Source organism: Asticcacaulis solisilvae, assembly GCF_052327315.1.
GTDB classification, from domain to species: domain Bacteria; phylum Pseudomonadota; class Alphaproteobacteria; order Caulobacterales; family Caulobacteraceae; genus Asticcacaulis; species Asticcacaulis solisilvae_B.
The window spans coordinates 3,514,625-3,529,158 of sequence record NZ_CP166196.1 but is presented as its reverse complement, the minus strand read 5'-3'; the positions used below and the strand labels follow the sequence as shown (position 1 = coordinate 3,529,158).

Below are 14,534 nucleotides of genomic sequence, written 5' to 3'. Positions count from 1 at the left end.
GGAAACGTAACACGGCCAGGTCATATGGCCGAATCCGGAACCGGAGCCAGATTAGGATAAAGCATGCGTAGAGTGGTGGTGACAGGTCTTGGGATTGTGTCGTCGATCGGCACAGGCGCGGAGGAAGTTACGGCTTCGCTGCGCGATGCCCGTTCCGGCGTGGTCTTCGCCGAGGACTATCAGGCCCACGGCTTCAAATGCCAGGTCCATGCGCCGCCGAAGATCGGCGACTGGACGCAGCTGGTCGATCGCCGCGCGGCGCGCTTCCTGGCGCCCGGCACCGCCTATGGCCATATCGCCATGGAACAGGCGATCGCGTCCGCGGGTCTCGAAAAGTCCGATATCTCGAACGAAATGAGCGGCATCCTGTTCGGCTCGGGCGGGCCGTCGACGCGAGCCATCGTCGAGGCCGCGGACACGACCCGCGAAAAGGGTTCGCCCAAGCGCATCGGGCCGTTCGCCGTGCCGAAAGCCATGTCGTCGGGCCCGTCGGCGACGCTGGCTACCTGGTTCGAGATCAAGGGCCTCAACTATTCGATCAGCTCGGCCTGCGCGACCTCGGTGCACTGCATCGGCGCGGCCGCCGAACAGATCATGATGGGCAAGCAGGACCTGATGTTCGCCGGCGGCACGGAAGAGCTCGACTGGACGCTGTCGGACCTGTTCGACGCCATGGGCGCCATGTCGTCCAACTTCAACGCCACGCCGTCGGTCGCTTCGCGCGCCTATGACCGCGACCGCGACGGCTTCGTCATCGCCGGCGGCGCCGGCATGGTGATCCTGGAAGAGTACGAACGCGCCCGTGCGCGCGGCGCCAACATCCTGGCGGAAATCGTCGGCTATGCCGCCAATTCCGATGGCTATGACATGGTCGCGCCGTCGGGCGAGGGCGCGGAACGCTGCATGAAGCTGGCCATGCGCACGGCCGGCAACCGCCGCATCGCCTACCTCAATCCGCACGGGACCTCGACGCCGGTCGGCGACGCCAAGGAAATGGAAGCCGTGCGCAACGTCTTCGGCCACGACATGCCGCTGATCTCGTCGACCAAGTCGCTGACCGGCCACAGCCTGGGCGCCGCGGGGGCGCAGGAAGCGATCTACTGCCTGCTGATGATGCAGAACGGCTTTGCCGCCGAAAGCGCGCACATCGACAACCTCGATCCTGCCTTCGAAGGCATGCCGATCCTGCGCAAGCGTCACGACGGCCCTCTGGAAACCGTGATGTCGAACTCGTTCGGCTTCGGCGGCACCAACGGCACGCTGATTCTGTCCCGGGCGGACCTCTAAAGGCGGCTGAAAAGCCGCCTTTTTCATAACGTCTTGCCATTTCCCGCGATATTTGCTCAAACCTCGCGACCAATTCACGAGGATAAGAGTCATGGCTGAAGACGGCTGGGTGTTCCCCAAGGGCGAACTGATGAAGGGCAAGAAGGGCCTTGTCATGGGCATCGCCAATGACAAGTCGATCGCCTGGGGCATTGCCAGCCAGTTGGCCGCGCAGGGCGCTGACATGGCCTTTTCCTACATGGGCGAAAGCCTGCTGCGCCGCGTCGAGCCGCTGGCCAATTCGGTCGGTGTAAAGCACCTGATCGAATGCGACGTGACCAACGATGCATCGATGGACGCTGCCTTCGCCAAACTGAAGGAGATCTACGGCGAGATCGACTTCGTCATCCATTCGATCGCCTTCGCCAACAAGAACGAGCTGCAGGGCAGCTTTGTCGAAAACACCACGCGCGACGGCTTCCTGATGGCCATGAACGTGTCGGCCTTTTCCTTTGTCGACGTGTCGCGCCGCGCTGCCGAGCTGATGCCGAACGGCGGCTCGCTGGTGACGCTGACCTATCTCGGCGCCGAGCGCGTCATCCCGAACTACAACACCATGGGTGTGGCCAAGGCCGCGCTCGAAGCCTCGACGCGCTACATCGCCCGCGACCTGGGCCCCAAGGGCATCCGCGCCAACGCCATTTCGGCCGGCGCCATGCGTACGCTCAGCCTGGCCGGCATCTCGGGCGGCCGCGCCCTGCATTCGAAGAGCGGCCAGTTCTCGCTGATGAAGCAGGAGACCTCGATGGAAGGCGTGGCGGGCTGTGCCCTGTGGCTGGCGTCGGACCTCGGCTTCTCGACGACGGGCGAAGTCATCCACGTCGACGCCGGCTTCCACGTGGTGGGCCTGCCGGAGGACGTGGAACTGTAAGGCGCCATGCCGCGCTGCCTGATCATTGCGGGACCGAACGGGGCGGGGAAGACGACCTTCGCCCTCAAATACTTGCGTCGTGTCGGCGTTGATACCTTTATCAATGCCGATATGATTGCTTCGGGGCTGTCACCGTTTCACCCCGAACGGCAGGCCGCTGCGGCTGGGCGACTCTTCCTGCATGAGGTTGAAGCCCGGATTGCCACGCGCGAGGACTTCGCGATTGAAACCACCCTGTCCGGGCGAAGCTATCTTAGGCTTATACAAAGGCTGCGCGCCGAAGGTTGGGGTGTGGAGCTTTACTACCTCGTCTTACCGAGCGTAGGCGTTTCAAAAACCCGGGTTGCCGAGCGGGTATCGCACGGCGGTCACAATATCCCGGCAGCTGATATCGAACGCCGTTTTCCACGCAGTTTGCGGAACCTTCTGGATTCCTATAGAATGGCGGTCGATGAGTGCCATGTGTATCTGAACGATGGCGACGGGCCTGTTCAAATTTTTGACCAGTTCGGGCCCCGAGTCATCGTTCACGATGGCGATCTTTATGACTGGCTGTTGAAGCTTGCGGATGTGTCGGATGACTGACGACGAAATGACCAAAAAGTCCGATGAAGCGTTTGCCGCCTTGCAATCTGCCGTCAGCGAAGCCATCGACCACAAGCGCCGCTTGGGCCAGTACTGGGTTGTGGCCGACGCGAACGGTCAGCCCGTGAAAATCTATCCCGAAAATTCCGTCGATTCCGCCGCCGAATAATGCCCATCGGCGCGGCGCCCTCGCTCGATGATATGGAAACGCTGGCGCGTGACGCCCTGACGCGCCTGCCTGAGCCGTTCGCGACCTATCTCAAGGACGTGGTGCTGATCGTCGAGGACTTTCCGTCGGAAGAGATGCTGGATCAGCTCGGCATCGAGGACGCCTTCGAGTTGACCGGGCTCTATACGGGGCGTCCGGCCGAACTCGAAGCCATGACCGGCGACCTGCCGCCGATGATCCATCTGTTCCGCCGCCCGATCCTCGACGAATGGGCCGATGGCGGGGTGACGCTGGAAGACCTGGTCGTGCACATCGTTATCCACGAGACCGGCCACCATTTCGGCCTGTCCGACGACGACATGGAATGGCTGGAAGAGCAGCTTAAAAGCTAGTCGTGGACCTGGAAGACCTGCGACGGGTCGGCCGGACCGGAATTGCGGTACATCTTGCCCTTTTCGCCGACGAAGACCAGGCCGTAGGCAATGACCCCGCAGATGCAGGCGCCCAGCGGCAACAACATGATATGGCCGGTCCAGCCCTGGCCGATCATGGCCGAGATGATGGCGCCGCCCACCGTGGTGGTGAATCCCTGCAGAGAGGCGGCGGTGCCGGCGACATGGCCGACCTTTTCCATGGCGATCGCCGAGAAGTTCGACGTCGTCAGGCTCTGGAAGCCCATGGTCAGGCTTTGCAGGATCACGAAGCTGATCAGCGTCTCGTGCCCCGTGGCGGCCCACAAGAGGTGAATAACCGTCACGCAGATAAAGGCGGTCAGCGCCGAATGCGAGATGCGCTTCAGGCCGATGCGTTCGACCAGGGTCGCATTGATCATCGACGCCACCGCCATGGTGCCGGCGCAGATGGCGAAGACCGGCGCCATCATGCCGGGGGAGCGAAAGACGTCGCGGAACATCTGCGGCATCAGCGAGACGTAGGCTAGCAGCGCTCCCACCAGCACCGCGATGCCCAGCGTATAGACCAGTGACGACGGCTCGGTCGTGACGAAATAGGCAACGCGCTTCAGGTGGGCGACATCCGGGCGGCGGCGTTTCTCGGCCGTGTGCGTTTCCGGCAGGCGCAGCCAGGCCCACAGCCCGACGACGGCGCCGAACAGCGACATGAAGGCGAAAATGGCGCGCCACGGCGCAAACAGAAGGATGACCTGACCCAGGCTGGGCGCCATGATCGGCACCAGCAGGAAGACGACGTAGCTCATCGACATGACCTGGGCCATGCGCGGGCCGACATAGAGGTCACGCACGATCGAGCGTGTCACCACGGTCGAGGTCGATGCCGAACAGCCCTGGATCAGCCTGATGAAGATCAGCAGGGCGAAATCGTTTACAACGGCAGCGATAAGGCCGAGGATGACATAGAGGACAATGCCCGTCAGCAGCACGCGCTTGCGCCCCAGCCAGTCGCTGAGCACGCCCATGGCCAGCTGGCCCACGCCCATGCCGGCAAAATAGAAGGCGACGATCCATTGCTGGTGGTTTTCGACCTGGACATGGAGGTCGTGTCCGATGGCGGGCAGGGCCGGTAGCATGGCGTCGATGCCAAGCGCCCCCATGGCCATCATCGATGCGATCAGGACGACGAATTCGACGAAGCCGGGCTGAGGCTGGCTGGCTGTGGCAGGGGAAGCGGACATAACGTGCCGGTCATAGGCCGATTTTCGCTGCATTGCGATAAGGAAAATAAAAAACACGGTAGCTCTCCTCCCCATGCAAAGCATGGGGAGGAGGAACCTTTTACTTCCGCTTCTTTGCCTTACCCGCCTTCGCCGGCGCCTGAGGCGTGAGCACCGCCACCGCGCCGCCCGACGGCGCCAGTTGCAAGGTCAGGCTTTGACCGGCATCGACGCCGGTATCGGTCACTGCGAGGTGGTTGACGTCGGCGCCGTCCTGGTAGACGTGCGCCGAATACGAGCCCGCCTTCAGGAAGCTCAGGGGCACTGTCACGGTCCGGCCCTGTTCGTTGCCCATGGCGCCGACATACCAGGTGTCGCCCGAGCGGCGGGCGGTGACGATATACTGGCCGATATCGCCCTGGAGCACGCGGGTCTCGTCCCAGGTCGTCGGGACCTGGGCAATGAACTGGGCGCCGTCGGCCCACGATCCGTCGGCGTTATGATAGGCCGACGGGCTGTCCGACACCATCTGGAACGGCGAATCGTAGACGACGTACATGGCGATCGCCTGGCCGCGCGTCGTCTGGACGTAGGGGGCGCTATAGCGTTGTTTCGCCGCGAACTCGGCCGGCGTCAGCGAACGGAAGCCGCCCGGCGTATAGTCCATCGGCCCCAGGATCATGCGCGTGAAGGGCAGGGTGACGTTGTGCGTCGCCGTGATGCGCGCGCTCCACTTGTTGTTCTCGGCGCCCAGCACGCCTTCCTGCGTGATGTAGTTGGGATAGGTGCGGTTCAGGCCGTTGGGCGGATAGGCGCCGTGCAGGTCGACCATCAGGTGGTGTTCGGCGGCCTTCGAGAGGACCTTGTGATACCAGTCGACCATTTCCTGGTCGTTGCGGTTCATGAAATCGACCTTGATGCCCTTCAGGCCCCATTGCTCATAGGCGGCGAAGGCCTGGTCCATCTGATTGTCGAGCTGCTGCCACTGCACCCAGACCCAGACGCCGACGCCCTTGGACCTGGCGTATTTCAGCAGTTCCGGCATGTCGAGCGCCGGGATCGGCTTGGTGATGTCAGCATTGGGATTGGGCTCGATGCTGGAGCCCACCGACCAGCCTTCGTCGATCAGGATGTCGTCGAGCTTCATCGAGGCCGAGAAATCGACATAGGCCTTGTATGTCGCGGTATTGATGCCGGCGTTCGGGATATCGACCGTCCAGTTGTTCCACCAGTCCCAGGCCGTCTTGGCGGGCTTGATCCAGCTGGTGTCCTTGAGCACGGACGGCGTGGCCAGGGCCGAAATCAATGTTGATTGCGTGAGCTGGCCCGGCGTGTCACCGATCATGATCACGCGCCACGGCGTCTTGAAGCCATCGGCGCCAAGCGTCTCTTTCGCGACGACATTGCTGCGCGAGCGCACATCGCGGCTGGTGTCGAAGCGCGGGGGCAGAAGCGTATGCACGCCCAGTCCGCCGTCGCCGCGGCCGGCCAGATACATGCCCGGATAGTCCTTCACGTCGGACTCGGCGATGGCGAAGGTCGTTTGGCCGGTGCCGGCCTTGCAGACCAGCGGATCCATGACGACGTGGAAGTCGTGCAGTTTCGACGCTTTTACCTGGTCGTATTCGGCCTCGAAGCTCGAGTCGAAATGGCCGATAATGGCGCCCCAGCAGTCGTAGTCGGCAGGAAAGTTGAACTGGGTATTTTCGCCGCGAACCTTGAAATCGCTGATGCCGGCTTGCTGCGGGATGGCGTAGCGGAAGGCGACGCCGTCGTCATAGACGCGGAAGATAAGGTTGAAGTGCGAAACCTTGCCGTCGGCTTCGAAGGCGAGATCGGCCTGATTGTACCGGTCGGTGGCGGTCTTCGTCTTGCCGACGACCAGGTCGAAGGTACTGTCGACAGATGCGCCATTGTGGCTGACAAACTTGGCCGGACCGCTTGCGATGCTGCCAATGTCGAGGTCGATGCCCAGCGGCGAGGGCGTGATGATCGCCTTGCCGTCGACCGAGACGGCGTAGGTCGGGGCACCCGGGCCGTCGGTTGCGACATCCAGCGCCACGCGGCCATTGGGAGAGGTTACGTGCACATCGGCGTGGGCTGCCCCGGCACACAGGCCGGCGGCGAGTACGGCAAGGCTGGCGCTGGCCAGAATGGACTTCGGCATGGTGTCTCCCCAATCATTATCTTGGTCCGCACGCGCAGGGCGAATCGGCGGCCGGTTTGATACCGGCTCGAATTCCAATTTTAATTTGTATTATTATAAAAGCAACCGCTAAGCTGCGCGCAGATCCTCGATCACCGTGCCGACGCGCGCTTGATTGGCTTCGTGATTGGCGTCGCGTTCCTTCTCCGTCAAGGCCTCGTCGTACCACTTGACCAGTGCCGGGTGGGCCAGCAACCGGTCGACATAGGCGCGCGCCGTTTCCGACAGCTCGAAGCCCAGGCCATAGGTCTGGACGCGGAAGGCGACGGGCGCAAAGAAGGCGTCGGCGGCCGTGAAGGCGTCGCCGGCCAGGAACGGCCCGCCGAAGTGGCTGAAGCCGTGGTTCCACAGGGCGTCGAGGCGGGACAGGTCGCGGATCAGCGCCGGGGGGGTGTCGTTGAGCTTGATGCGCTGGCCGACCGTCATCGAGCAGATCGTGCGCAGGGTCGAAAAGCCCGAATGCATCTCCGCCGCCGCCGAACGGGCATAGGCGCGGGCGGTCTTTGCCGCCGGCCAGACCGCGGGGTGGCTTTCATAAAGATATTCGGCGATGGCCAGCGAGTCCCACACGGTCGTTTCGCCGTCGACCAGGCACGGCACCATGGCCGACGGCGAGAAGCTGTCGAAGCCGTGCTGGCCGCCGGTCTGAAAGAAGTGCATGCGTTCGTCGAACGGAATGTTCAGCGCCGTCATCAGCGCCCAGAGACGCAACGACCACGAGGAATAGTTCTTGTTGGCGATATGCAGTTCGTACATGGCAGGCCATTCCTCTCTTTATGACGGCCCGGTCATGCCAAGAGTCACATAAAATGGCGAGAGGGTTTGTCCGCCAGACGTCGTAAATCGTCAGCCATATTGAAAGGCCGACAGGGCAATGCCCGTCTGACCGAGGCTGTCCTGATGCCAGGTCATGCGGCCTGCATCGTCGCCGGCCGCGCCCGCCACGACCATCAGCGGGATCAGGTGCTCCTCGCGCGGATGGCTTACGCGCGCGCCGGGGGCCACCGCCCATCCGGTCAGGGCGTCGGCGCCGCTATCGACCGCGCCTTGCAGCCAAGTGTCGAAGGCCTGCGACGCTTCGCCCACGCCCGACACGCGGCCCATCAGGCCCGGGATAGAATGGAAGCTCATGCCCGAACCGATGATCAGCACGCCTTCGTCGCGCAGAGGCACCAGGGCCTTGCCCAATGCGACGTGCTCGGCGGGGCTGAGACTCTTTTTCAACGACAGCTGGGCGGTCGGAATGCGCGCTTCGGGGAAGGCCAGCAGCATGGGGATGAAGACGCCGTGGTCGAAATCGCGGCTGTTGTCCTCGCGCACCGCAATGCCGGCGGCCTTCGCCAGTTCGATCACGCGTGCCGCCACGTCGGGGGCGCCGGGCGCCGGCCAGCTCAGCTGGTAGGTGTTCTCCGGGAAGCCGTAATAGTCGTAGAAGAGGGCAGGGGACGGCTTGGTCTGGACGGTGAAGTCCGCCTCTTCCCAGTGCGCCGAGACGATCAATATGGCCTTGGGCGTGGCGCCGATATCCTGCGGCAGGCGCTTCAGGTAAGCGGTGAGTCCGGCCCACATATCGCTGGGGCGCCACTCCATGTAAGGAAAGGGACCGCCGCCGTGCGGGATGAAAACGGTAGGGAGGCGGTCGGTCATGGCAAACTCTCTTATGGGTAGGCCTCGGCTTCAATCACGAGGTCGATATCGTCGCCGACAAAAGGTTCGAGCTTGGACAGGCCGAACGCCTTGCGGCTGACGTGGGCGGTGGCGGAAAAGCCGACACCCGTCTTGAACAGCGCCGGATTGAACGCCTTCTTGTTGAAGATGACGCTCAATACCACGCTTTGCGTCATCCCGTGCACCGTCAGATCGCCGGTGACATTGGCGGTATTTTCGCCGGTGACCTCGACCTTTGTCGAGGTAAAGGTCGCCGCCGGAAACTGGGCGGCATCGAAATAGTCGGGGCCCTTAAGGTCCTTGTCAAAGTCCGGCAGGCCCGTGGTCAAAGCCGATATGGGCAGGCTGGCCGTAATCGTGCTGTTGGCCGGCTGGTCGGTGTCGAGAACCAGGGTGCCGGTGGCGCCGATGATCTTGCCCGACGGGTGCGACATGCCGAAATGCGGATAGAAGAAGGTCGCCGAACTGTGGGTCGGCTCCAGCTTGTAGGTGTCCGCGGCGGCGGCCTGTCCGGCCATTGTCAGAATGAACAGGGCGGGCAGGATCGGCTTCCACATCATCGGGCTCCGGAAAAAAGGGGAAGACAGGTCTTCCCCTCTATACCCGATTATTGCTTGAGGGTTTCGGCTTCGATGTAAAGATCGATCTGGTCGCTGACCGCCGGGACATAGGCGCCCATGCCGAAATCGCTGCGCTTGATCGTCGCCGTGGCGGTGAAGCCGGCGTCTTCCTTCTTCATCATCGGATGCATGTCGAGCTTGTTGAGCTTGACATCCAGCGTCACCGGCTTGGTCACGCCGTGGATGGTCAGGTCGCCCGTCACCTTGGCAGTGTCCTTGCCCGTCACCTCGACCTTGGTCGACTTGAAGGTCGCGGTCGGGAACTTGGCGGCGTCGAAGAAGTCCGCCGTCTTGAGGTGGGCATCGAGCGCCGGCACGCCGGTATTGACGCCGGCGATGTCGAAGCTGACCTCGACCGAGCTCTTCGACGGATCGGCCTTGTCGAGATTGACCTGGCCGACCGCGTTCATGAACTTGCCGGTCGGATGCGAGAAGCCGAAGTGTGTGTACTGAAAGGTGACCGAGCTGTGGTTCGGTTCGATCTTGTAGACATCGGCGGCGAAGGCGGAGGCGCTGGCGAACAGGGCAAGGGCCGAGGCAGCGATGACGGATTTGAAGATCGGTTTCATGGGGCGGTTCCTGTTGGCTCACGGTAGATACGGTGTCGGCCGGAATTGGTTTCCGGCGCCACAATCGTAACAATAAGAGTTGCGGTTACGGGTTTCAAGAGGGGGCGTCTTACGAAGTTGTAAAAATCTTGCAAGACCGGCCTGTGCCGCCCTTACAAACCGTAACCGTGCCGCTTATCTATCGGCTGCCGCGCGACAAACGGGCGGTTTTCAAGATTGAGAGGGTCTCATGTCCCAGGACACCATCACCAAGTTCGACATGTATCAGGCAGCCATTCCGGCCAGCGTCCGCGTTCTTACCAACCTGCGGGCCATCATCGAAAAGGCCGAGTCCTGGGCCGCCGAGAAGTCTGTCGATCAGGCCGTCGTGCTCAACGCGCGCCTGGCGCTCGACATGTTCCCCTTCGTCCGTCAGGTCCAGATCGCGACCGACACCGCCAAGGGCATCGCCGCGCGCCTGGCCGGTATCGAGGTCCCGAGCTACGAGGACAACGAGGCGACCTTTGAAGAACTCTATGCCCGCATCGACAAGACGCTGGCCTTTGTGAAATCCGTCAAGCCGGAGCAGTTCGATGGCGCCGAAACGCGCGAAGTCGTGCTGACCTTCCGCGGCAATTCGACGTATTTCACGGGCCTGACCTTCCTTACGACGCGCGCCCTGCCGAACCTGTTCTTCCATACGACGGCGGCCTACGCGATCCTGCGTCATTCGGGCGTACCGGTCGGCAAGGCCGACTTCCTGGGCCCGCAAGGCTAGTCTTATATCTCCCCGTCGCGAAGCGATGCGGAGGGGACCGCACGACTGAGCTGTTGCGTAGCAACGGCGAAGGAGATGTGGTGGAGGGGAGTCTTGCTTATTTTTCGGGGCACTGGCCTTTCAGAGAAAGCAAGAAACCCCACCACCACCCTACGCTAACGCTCCGGGCGGTCCCCCTCCCCATTCGTTCCGAACGGGGAGGTACAAAATTGGCTAAAACGTTTTAATGTCAAAGCGTTCCAGTTCGGCCAGATAGTCTTCGAGCCTTATCAGGCCGACGCACGCCATGGCCCCGGCAGCAATGCCGGGGCCTTTTTCGTAAAGCCGTCTGGCCAGCAGGATCGCGGGGACACAGGGAATCTGCGGCCCGTCGCCCGACCCCGCGACGATCGCCCAGCGCACGCGTTTCGGCCGGCCGTCGTGATCGAGCCCGCTAAGATCGACGAACATGCCGCCGATATCGCTGCCGAGGGGATCGAAGATGTTGCTGACGGCCAGCATGGGACCGGCCAAGGCTTTGAGGTCGAGCGGCAGGCCCAGCCGCACGCTCCAGGCCAGGGCCCACAGCCCGAAATGCAGCACACCGACTTCAAGTCCCGCGCCGAAGCGGATGTTCTTCAGGCCGTAGGCGTCCGGCAGGAGGTCGAGATCGGGGATATCGCAATTGGCCAGCCAGCGCGTCCCCATGCCGGGCAGTGTCAGGCGCCGCAGGTCCTGCCAACCGTAGGGATCTGGATGCCCGGCAAAGGGCTTCAGCCGCCGGCCGGCATAGCTCAATATGCCCTGCGTGGTGGCCAGGCCCCGTTCGGCGCGCTGTCCGGGCGCGATACCGAAATCCATGGCGTCGAGCCGGGCGAATTGCGGCCTGAAGCGCTCGATCACCGCCGATGACAGGCCGGGCACGGTGCTGGCGCCACTTATCGCCGTGACGCCCGCCGACCGTGCGTCCGCGTCGAGGCTTTGAAAGCCGGTGACGAAGTCGCGGGCGTCGGCCAGGTCGATATAGTGGACACCGGCGGCAATACAGGCGCGCGCCACCTCATAGCCAGCGCCCTGGAACGGGCCGCAGGTATGGACGACGACCGAAGGCTTTTCGCGGGTAAGCGCCGCGGCGAAATCCTGGTGGATGTCGATGACGGCGCTTCGGGCATTCGCCAGCTCCGACGCCAGGCTTTCCGCCTTTTGCAGGTTTCGGCCGGCGATGATCAAGGGCACCCGGTGGCGGCTGAGCGCCGTGGCGATACGCTTGCCGAAATTGCCATAACCGCCGAGGATCAGGACCTCATGCATCGTCCATATCTTCGCGCACCACGGTGAACTCGCCCATATAGCCATAGGCCATGGCCAGCCCGAACACCCCGCCTTTCATGCTCATCGCCATGCGGAACGCGCGTTCGCCGGTGGCCTCCTCCCAGGCCTCGCCGCGGCCGAGCAGGATATCGCCGACGCGCGGCAGCGGAATGTCGCGGCCGAAGACACTCAGCAGGTAGCCCTTGTGCCTGAGCCATACCTTGCCGCCCTCGAACTGATAGGTGCAGCGCCATCCCACGCCGCACCGCATATATTCGACGACCTCGTGGTCCTGCTTCGGCACCAGGCGCGAGCGGAAGCAGAAAGGTTTTTTCCCGGGAAAATCGAACCAGCGCTCGAAGATAAAGGCGTTGGACTCCGGTTCGCTGATGAAGTGCACGGTGCAGGGAATGTTATCGCCCTCGTGCGGTGTCAGCATGCCAAGCCAGCCGAAGAGCGGCGCGAAGAGCCGCATCAAGGCGCCCATGCGCACCGTCAATTTGCCTTCGACCGTGATGCGGTCACGGCAGAACGGCCGGTTGGCGTAGTGCAGCCTGAGCGCGGGCGGCATGTCGGCCCATGGTTCACCGAAAACAGGCGCGAAGGTCGGGGGATTGCTCATGAGTCTTCAAAGGATTACCACGTACGCGTTCGTATCACGAAGCGGGGCGGGGACAATGGCCTATCTGATTGTCAAATGGCTGCATATCCTGTCCTCGACCGTGCTGTTCGGCACCGGCATTGGCAGCGCCTTCTGGATGTTCGTGGCCAACCGGTCGCGCAGTCTTCCGGCCATCGTTTTCGCCTGCCGCACTGTCGTCCTGGCCGACTGGCTGTTCACCACGCCGGCGGTGATCTTCCAGCCCTTGTCCGGTCTCTACATGGTGCACGCCGCGGGCTATCATCTGGGCGCGCCGTGGCTGGTCGCCGCGCTTGTGCTCTATGTCCTTGCCGGCCTGTGCTGGCTGCCGGTGGTGTGGATCCAGATCAGGATGAAGCGGCTGGCGGAAGCGGCGCTTGACGAAGACCTGCCCCTGCCTGCGCTTTACTGGACCTATGACCGGTGGTGGATCGGCTTGGGCTGCCTGGCCTTTCCGGCGGTCGTGGTGATTTTCTGGCTGATGGTCTTCACGCCCGGTTGAATAGCGGGGCGTTCGGCCTATCTCTCAGGGGTATCCGAGAGAGGGATCGATCATGATTACGCTGTACACCTGGGGCACGCCCAACGGCCGCAAGGCCACCATCATGCTTGAGGAGCTGGGCGTCGAATACCGCATCCACCCGGTCAATATCGGCAAGGATGAGCAGTTCGATCCCGAATACCTCAAGATTTCGCCCAACAACAAGATTCCGGCCATCATCGACGAAGACGCCGACGGCGGGCCGCTGCCGCTCTTCGAATCCGGCGCCATCCTGATCTATCTTGCCGACAAGTACGGCCGTTTCCTGCCCGGATCGGGCGCCAACCGCTATAGCACGCTGCAATGGCTGATGTGGCAGATGGGCGGTCTGGGACCGATGTTCGGCCAGCTGGGCTGGTTCACCCTTTCGGCGCCGGAGCCCAATCCCGTGGGCCAGGACCGTTACCGCAAGGAGGCCGACCGGCTCCTGGGCGTGCTCGACAAGCGCCTGTCGGAGTCGGCGCACGTCGGTTACGACGACTATTCGATCGCCGACATGGCTATCTATCCGTGGATCGCCCAGTACCGCGTGCGCGTAAAGGACGAGATCGAACCGCTGCTGCAAAAGCGCCCGTTCGTGCTGTCATGGCTGGACAATGTCGGCCAGCGTCCGGCGGTCCAGAAGGGAATGTTACTCCCCTAGGGTCCATCCGGCAGGGCCAGGCGAAGATAGCCCGCCGTGCGATCGTAGGCGTCCGCGTCGGCGCGTTGCTGGGGCGAGTCGAGGACGTCGGTCTTGCCGTCGATGATTTTGGTCTGTTGCGGTTTCGCCTTGATCCTGCCCTTGCGCGGTATCGCCGGAGCGACGACCTCGACCAGCCGCCAGTGACCATGATCTTTGGTCACCGTCGCCGGTTTTCGCTTCGTCGTGCCGTCTTCGCTGCCGCAGTCGGCCGTCAAGGTCGTCGCGGTCGTCCAGCGCACCGGCGTGCAGGGATCGCCGTCGAAGGTCACTGTCGTCTGGTGGCCGGGGCTGAACCAGTCGGTAATTTGCAAGCGGGCGCCGTCATAGGTTTCGTCGGGCTCCGCCGCCAGGAACCGGCCATCGGGTGACGGCATGGGCATATTGCCGAACCAGGTCAGCTTGCCGGTGCGTTCTATGATCACGGCGCCACTGCCTTCACCATTGTCCTGATAGACTGCGGGCAGGGTCTGCTTGCCGCCGTGTCCGTCGCCGACGACGACCGTTCCGGCATAGGTCCAGATACTGCACGTGTCGCTGCCCTCGCAATAGAGGTTGCGCTGGTCCGTAAAGCGCGCGGCCGGCTGGCCGTTGATGCGGATCGTCAGCACGTCGCCCTGGCGCGAAGCGATGGCCGCGTCGGCCTTGAGATGCGGTGCTTCGGTCTGGCGTTCCGCGTTCACGCGCACAGGATCACCCGGATCGGCGCTGGCCGAATCCGAGGCGGCTGCGGATGCCGACACGGCGGCAGACGTCACGTCGCCTTCGTGTGGCAGAAAAGCGCCGTCGACCACGCCCGGGGCGTCGCTCCCGCCGGACGCACTGTCGGGCGCGGGCTTGCGGTCTCCGCAGCCTGCCAGCAGCACCAGCGCTGTCAGGCCAGCGCATAAAGGCGACAATTTCATCATGCCCGTCCCCGTTTCCGATTCGTTTACCATCCTTTCCGGGTTTGCGGAATGCGGTGGACGGCAGAGCCTGGG

General features: G+C 63.1%; 17 protein-coding genes. 8 read left to right on the top strand and 9 right to left on the bottom strand.

Going from position 1 to position 14,534, the window contains the following annotated elements:
* Positions 1 to 63: 63 nt before the first annotated feature.
* The 5 genes from fabB (at position 64) to AB8717_RS16695 (ending at position 3,343) form a co-directional block, all read left to right on the top strand.
* Positions 64 to 1,287 (top strand): beta-ketoacyl-ACP synthase I, encoded by a 1,224-nt coding sequence (fabB, locus tag AB8717_RS16715; RefSeq protein WP_443748448.1) that lies wholly within the window; start codon positions 64 to 66, stop codon positions 1,285 to 1,287.
* A gap of 91 nt (positions 1,288 to 1,378) precedes the next feature.
* Positions 1,379 to 2,197 carry an enoyl-ACP reductase FabI gene (locus tag AB8717_RS16710; RefSeq protein WP_443748447.1) on the top strand — a complete coding sequence of 273 codons (819 nt, stop codon included), beginning with the start codon at positions 1,379 to 1,381 and terminating at the stop codon, positions 2,195 to 2,197.
* Between the two features lie 6 nt (positions 2,198 to 2,203).
* Positions 2,204 to 2,782 (top strand): zeta toxin family protein, encoded by a 579-nt coding sequence (locus AB8717_RS16705; RefSeq protein WP_443748446.1) that lies wholly within the window; start codon positions 2,204 to 2,206, stop codon positions 2,780 to 2,782.
* Positions 2,775 to 2,951, top strand: a complete 177-nt coding sequence (locus AB8717_RS16700; protein ID WP_443748445.1) for a hypothetical protein — start codon at positions 2,775 to 2,777, stop codon at positions 2,949 to 2,951. Before AB8717_RS16705 ends, AB8717_RS16700 begins: the two co-directional genes overlap by 8 nt.
* Positions 2,951 to 3,343: a metallopeptidase family protein gene (locus AB8717_RS16695; RefSeq protein ID WP_443748444.1), complete on the top strand. Its 393-nt coding sequence runs from the start codon at positions 2,951 to 2,953 to the stop codon at positions 3,341 to 3,343. The genes AB8717_RS16700 and AB8717_RS16695 overlap by 1 nt, the downstream gene beginning before the upstream one ends.
* Here the strand turns inward: AB8717_RS16695 and AB8717_RS16690 are convergent.
* The 6 genes from AB8717_RS16690 to AB8717_RS16665 form a co-directional block, all read right to left on the bottom strand.
* Entirely contained in the window at positions 3,340 to 4,602 is a 1,263-nt protein-coding gene (locus AB8717_RS16690; RefSeq protein WP_443748443.1) for a multidrug effflux MFS transporter, read from the bottom strand. The genes AB8717_RS16695 and AB8717_RS16690 overlap by 4 nt on opposite strands.
* A gap of 100 nt (positions 4,603 to 4,702) precedes the next feature.
* A complete protein-coding gene (locus AB8717_RS16685; protein WP_443748442.1) occupies positions 4,703 to 6,748 on the bottom strand; it encodes a glycoside hydrolase family 97 protein in 2,046 nt (681 codons plus the stop codon).
* Positions 6,749 to 6,856: 108 nt separating this feature from the next.
* Positions 6,857 to 7,543, bottom strand: coding sequence for a glutathione S-transferase (locus tag AB8717_RS16680; RefSeq protein ID WP_443748441.1), 687 nt, complete (start codon positions 7,541 to 7,543; stop codon positions 6,857 to 6,859).
* A 90-nt stretch (positions 7,544 to 7,633) separates the two neighbouring features.
* Positions 7,634 to 8,434: a DODA-type extradiol aromatic ring-opening family dioxygenase gene (locus AB8717_RS16675; RefSeq protein WP_443748440.1), complete on the bottom strand. Its 801-nt coding sequence runs from the start codon at positions 8,432 to 8,434 to the stop codon at positions 7,634 to 7,636.
* An 11-nt stretch (positions 8,435 to 8,445) separates the two neighbouring features.
* Positions 8,446 to 9,012, bottom strand: coding sequence for a YceI family protein (locus AB8717_RS16670; RefSeq protein ID WP_443748439.1), 567 nt, complete (start codon positions 9,010 to 9,012; stop codon positions 8,446 to 8,448).
* Positions 9,013 to 9,062: 50 nt separating this feature from the next.
* Positions 9,063 to 9,644: a YceI family protein gene (locus AB8717_RS16665; protein ID WP_443748438.1), complete on the bottom strand. Its 582-nt coding sequence runs from the start codon at positions 9,642 to 9,644 to the stop codon at positions 9,063 to 9,065.
* A gap of 229 nt (positions 9,645 to 9,873) precedes the next feature.
* Between AB8717_RS16665 and AB8717_RS16660 the strand changes: the two genes are divergently transcribed.
* Positions 9,874 to 10,401 (top strand): DUF1993 domain-containing protein, encoded by a 528-nt coding sequence (locus tag AB8717_RS16660; RefSeq protein WP_443748437.1) that lies wholly within the window; start codon positions 9,874 to 9,876, stop codon positions 10,399 to 10,401.
* Positions 10,402 to 10,614: 213 nt separating this feature from the next.
* Here AB8717_RS16660 and AB8717_RS16655 read toward each other — a convergent pair whose 3' ends face one another.
* Together AB8717_RS16655 and AB8717_RS16650 are read right to left on the bottom strand one after the other, a co-directional pair.
* The gene (locus AB8717_RS16655) at positions 10,615 to 11,691 is read right to left on the bottom strand and encodes a saccharopine dehydrogenase family protein (RefSeq protein ID WP_443748436.1); all 1,077 of its coding nucleotides are present in this window, start codon (positions 11,689 to 11,691) and stop codon (positions 10,615 to 10,617) included.
* Positions 11,684 to 12,313, bottom strand: a complete 630-nt coding sequence (locus AB8717_RS16650; RefSeq protein WP_443748435.1) for a DUF4166 domain-containing protein — start codon at positions 12,311 to 12,313, stop codon at positions 11,684 to 11,686. Before AB8717_RS16650 ends, AB8717_RS16655 begins: the two co-directional genes overlap by 8 nt.
* Positions 12,314 to 12,368: 55 nt before the next feature.
* Between AB8717_RS16650 and AB8717_RS16645 the strand changes: the two genes are divergently transcribed.
* Positions 12,369 to 12,833 carry a DUF2269 family protein gene (locus AB8717_RS16645; protein ID WP_443748434.1) on the top strand — a complete coding sequence of 155 codons (465 nt, stop codon included), beginning with the start codon at positions 12,369 to 12,371 and terminating at the stop codon, positions 12,831 to 12,833.
* Between the two features lie 52 nt (positions 12,834 to 12,885).
* Positions 12,886 to 13,515: a glutathione S-transferase N-terminal domain-containing protein gene (locus AB8717_RS16640; protein WP_443748433.1), complete on the top strand. Its 630-nt coding sequence runs from the start codon at positions 12,886 to 12,888 to the stop codon at positions 13,513 to 13,515.
* Here AB8717_RS16640 and AB8717_RS16635 read toward each other — a convergent pair.
* Positions 13,512 to 14,462 carry a hypothetical protein gene (locus tag AB8717_RS16635; RefSeq protein WP_443748432.1) on the bottom strand — a complete coding sequence of 317 codons (951 nt, stop codon included), beginning with the start codon at positions 14,460 to 14,462 and terminating at the stop codon, positions 13,512 to 13,514. The genes AB8717_RS16640 and AB8717_RS16635 overlap by 4 nt on opposite strands.
* Between the last annotated feature and the right edge of the window lie 72 nt (positions 14,463 to 14,534).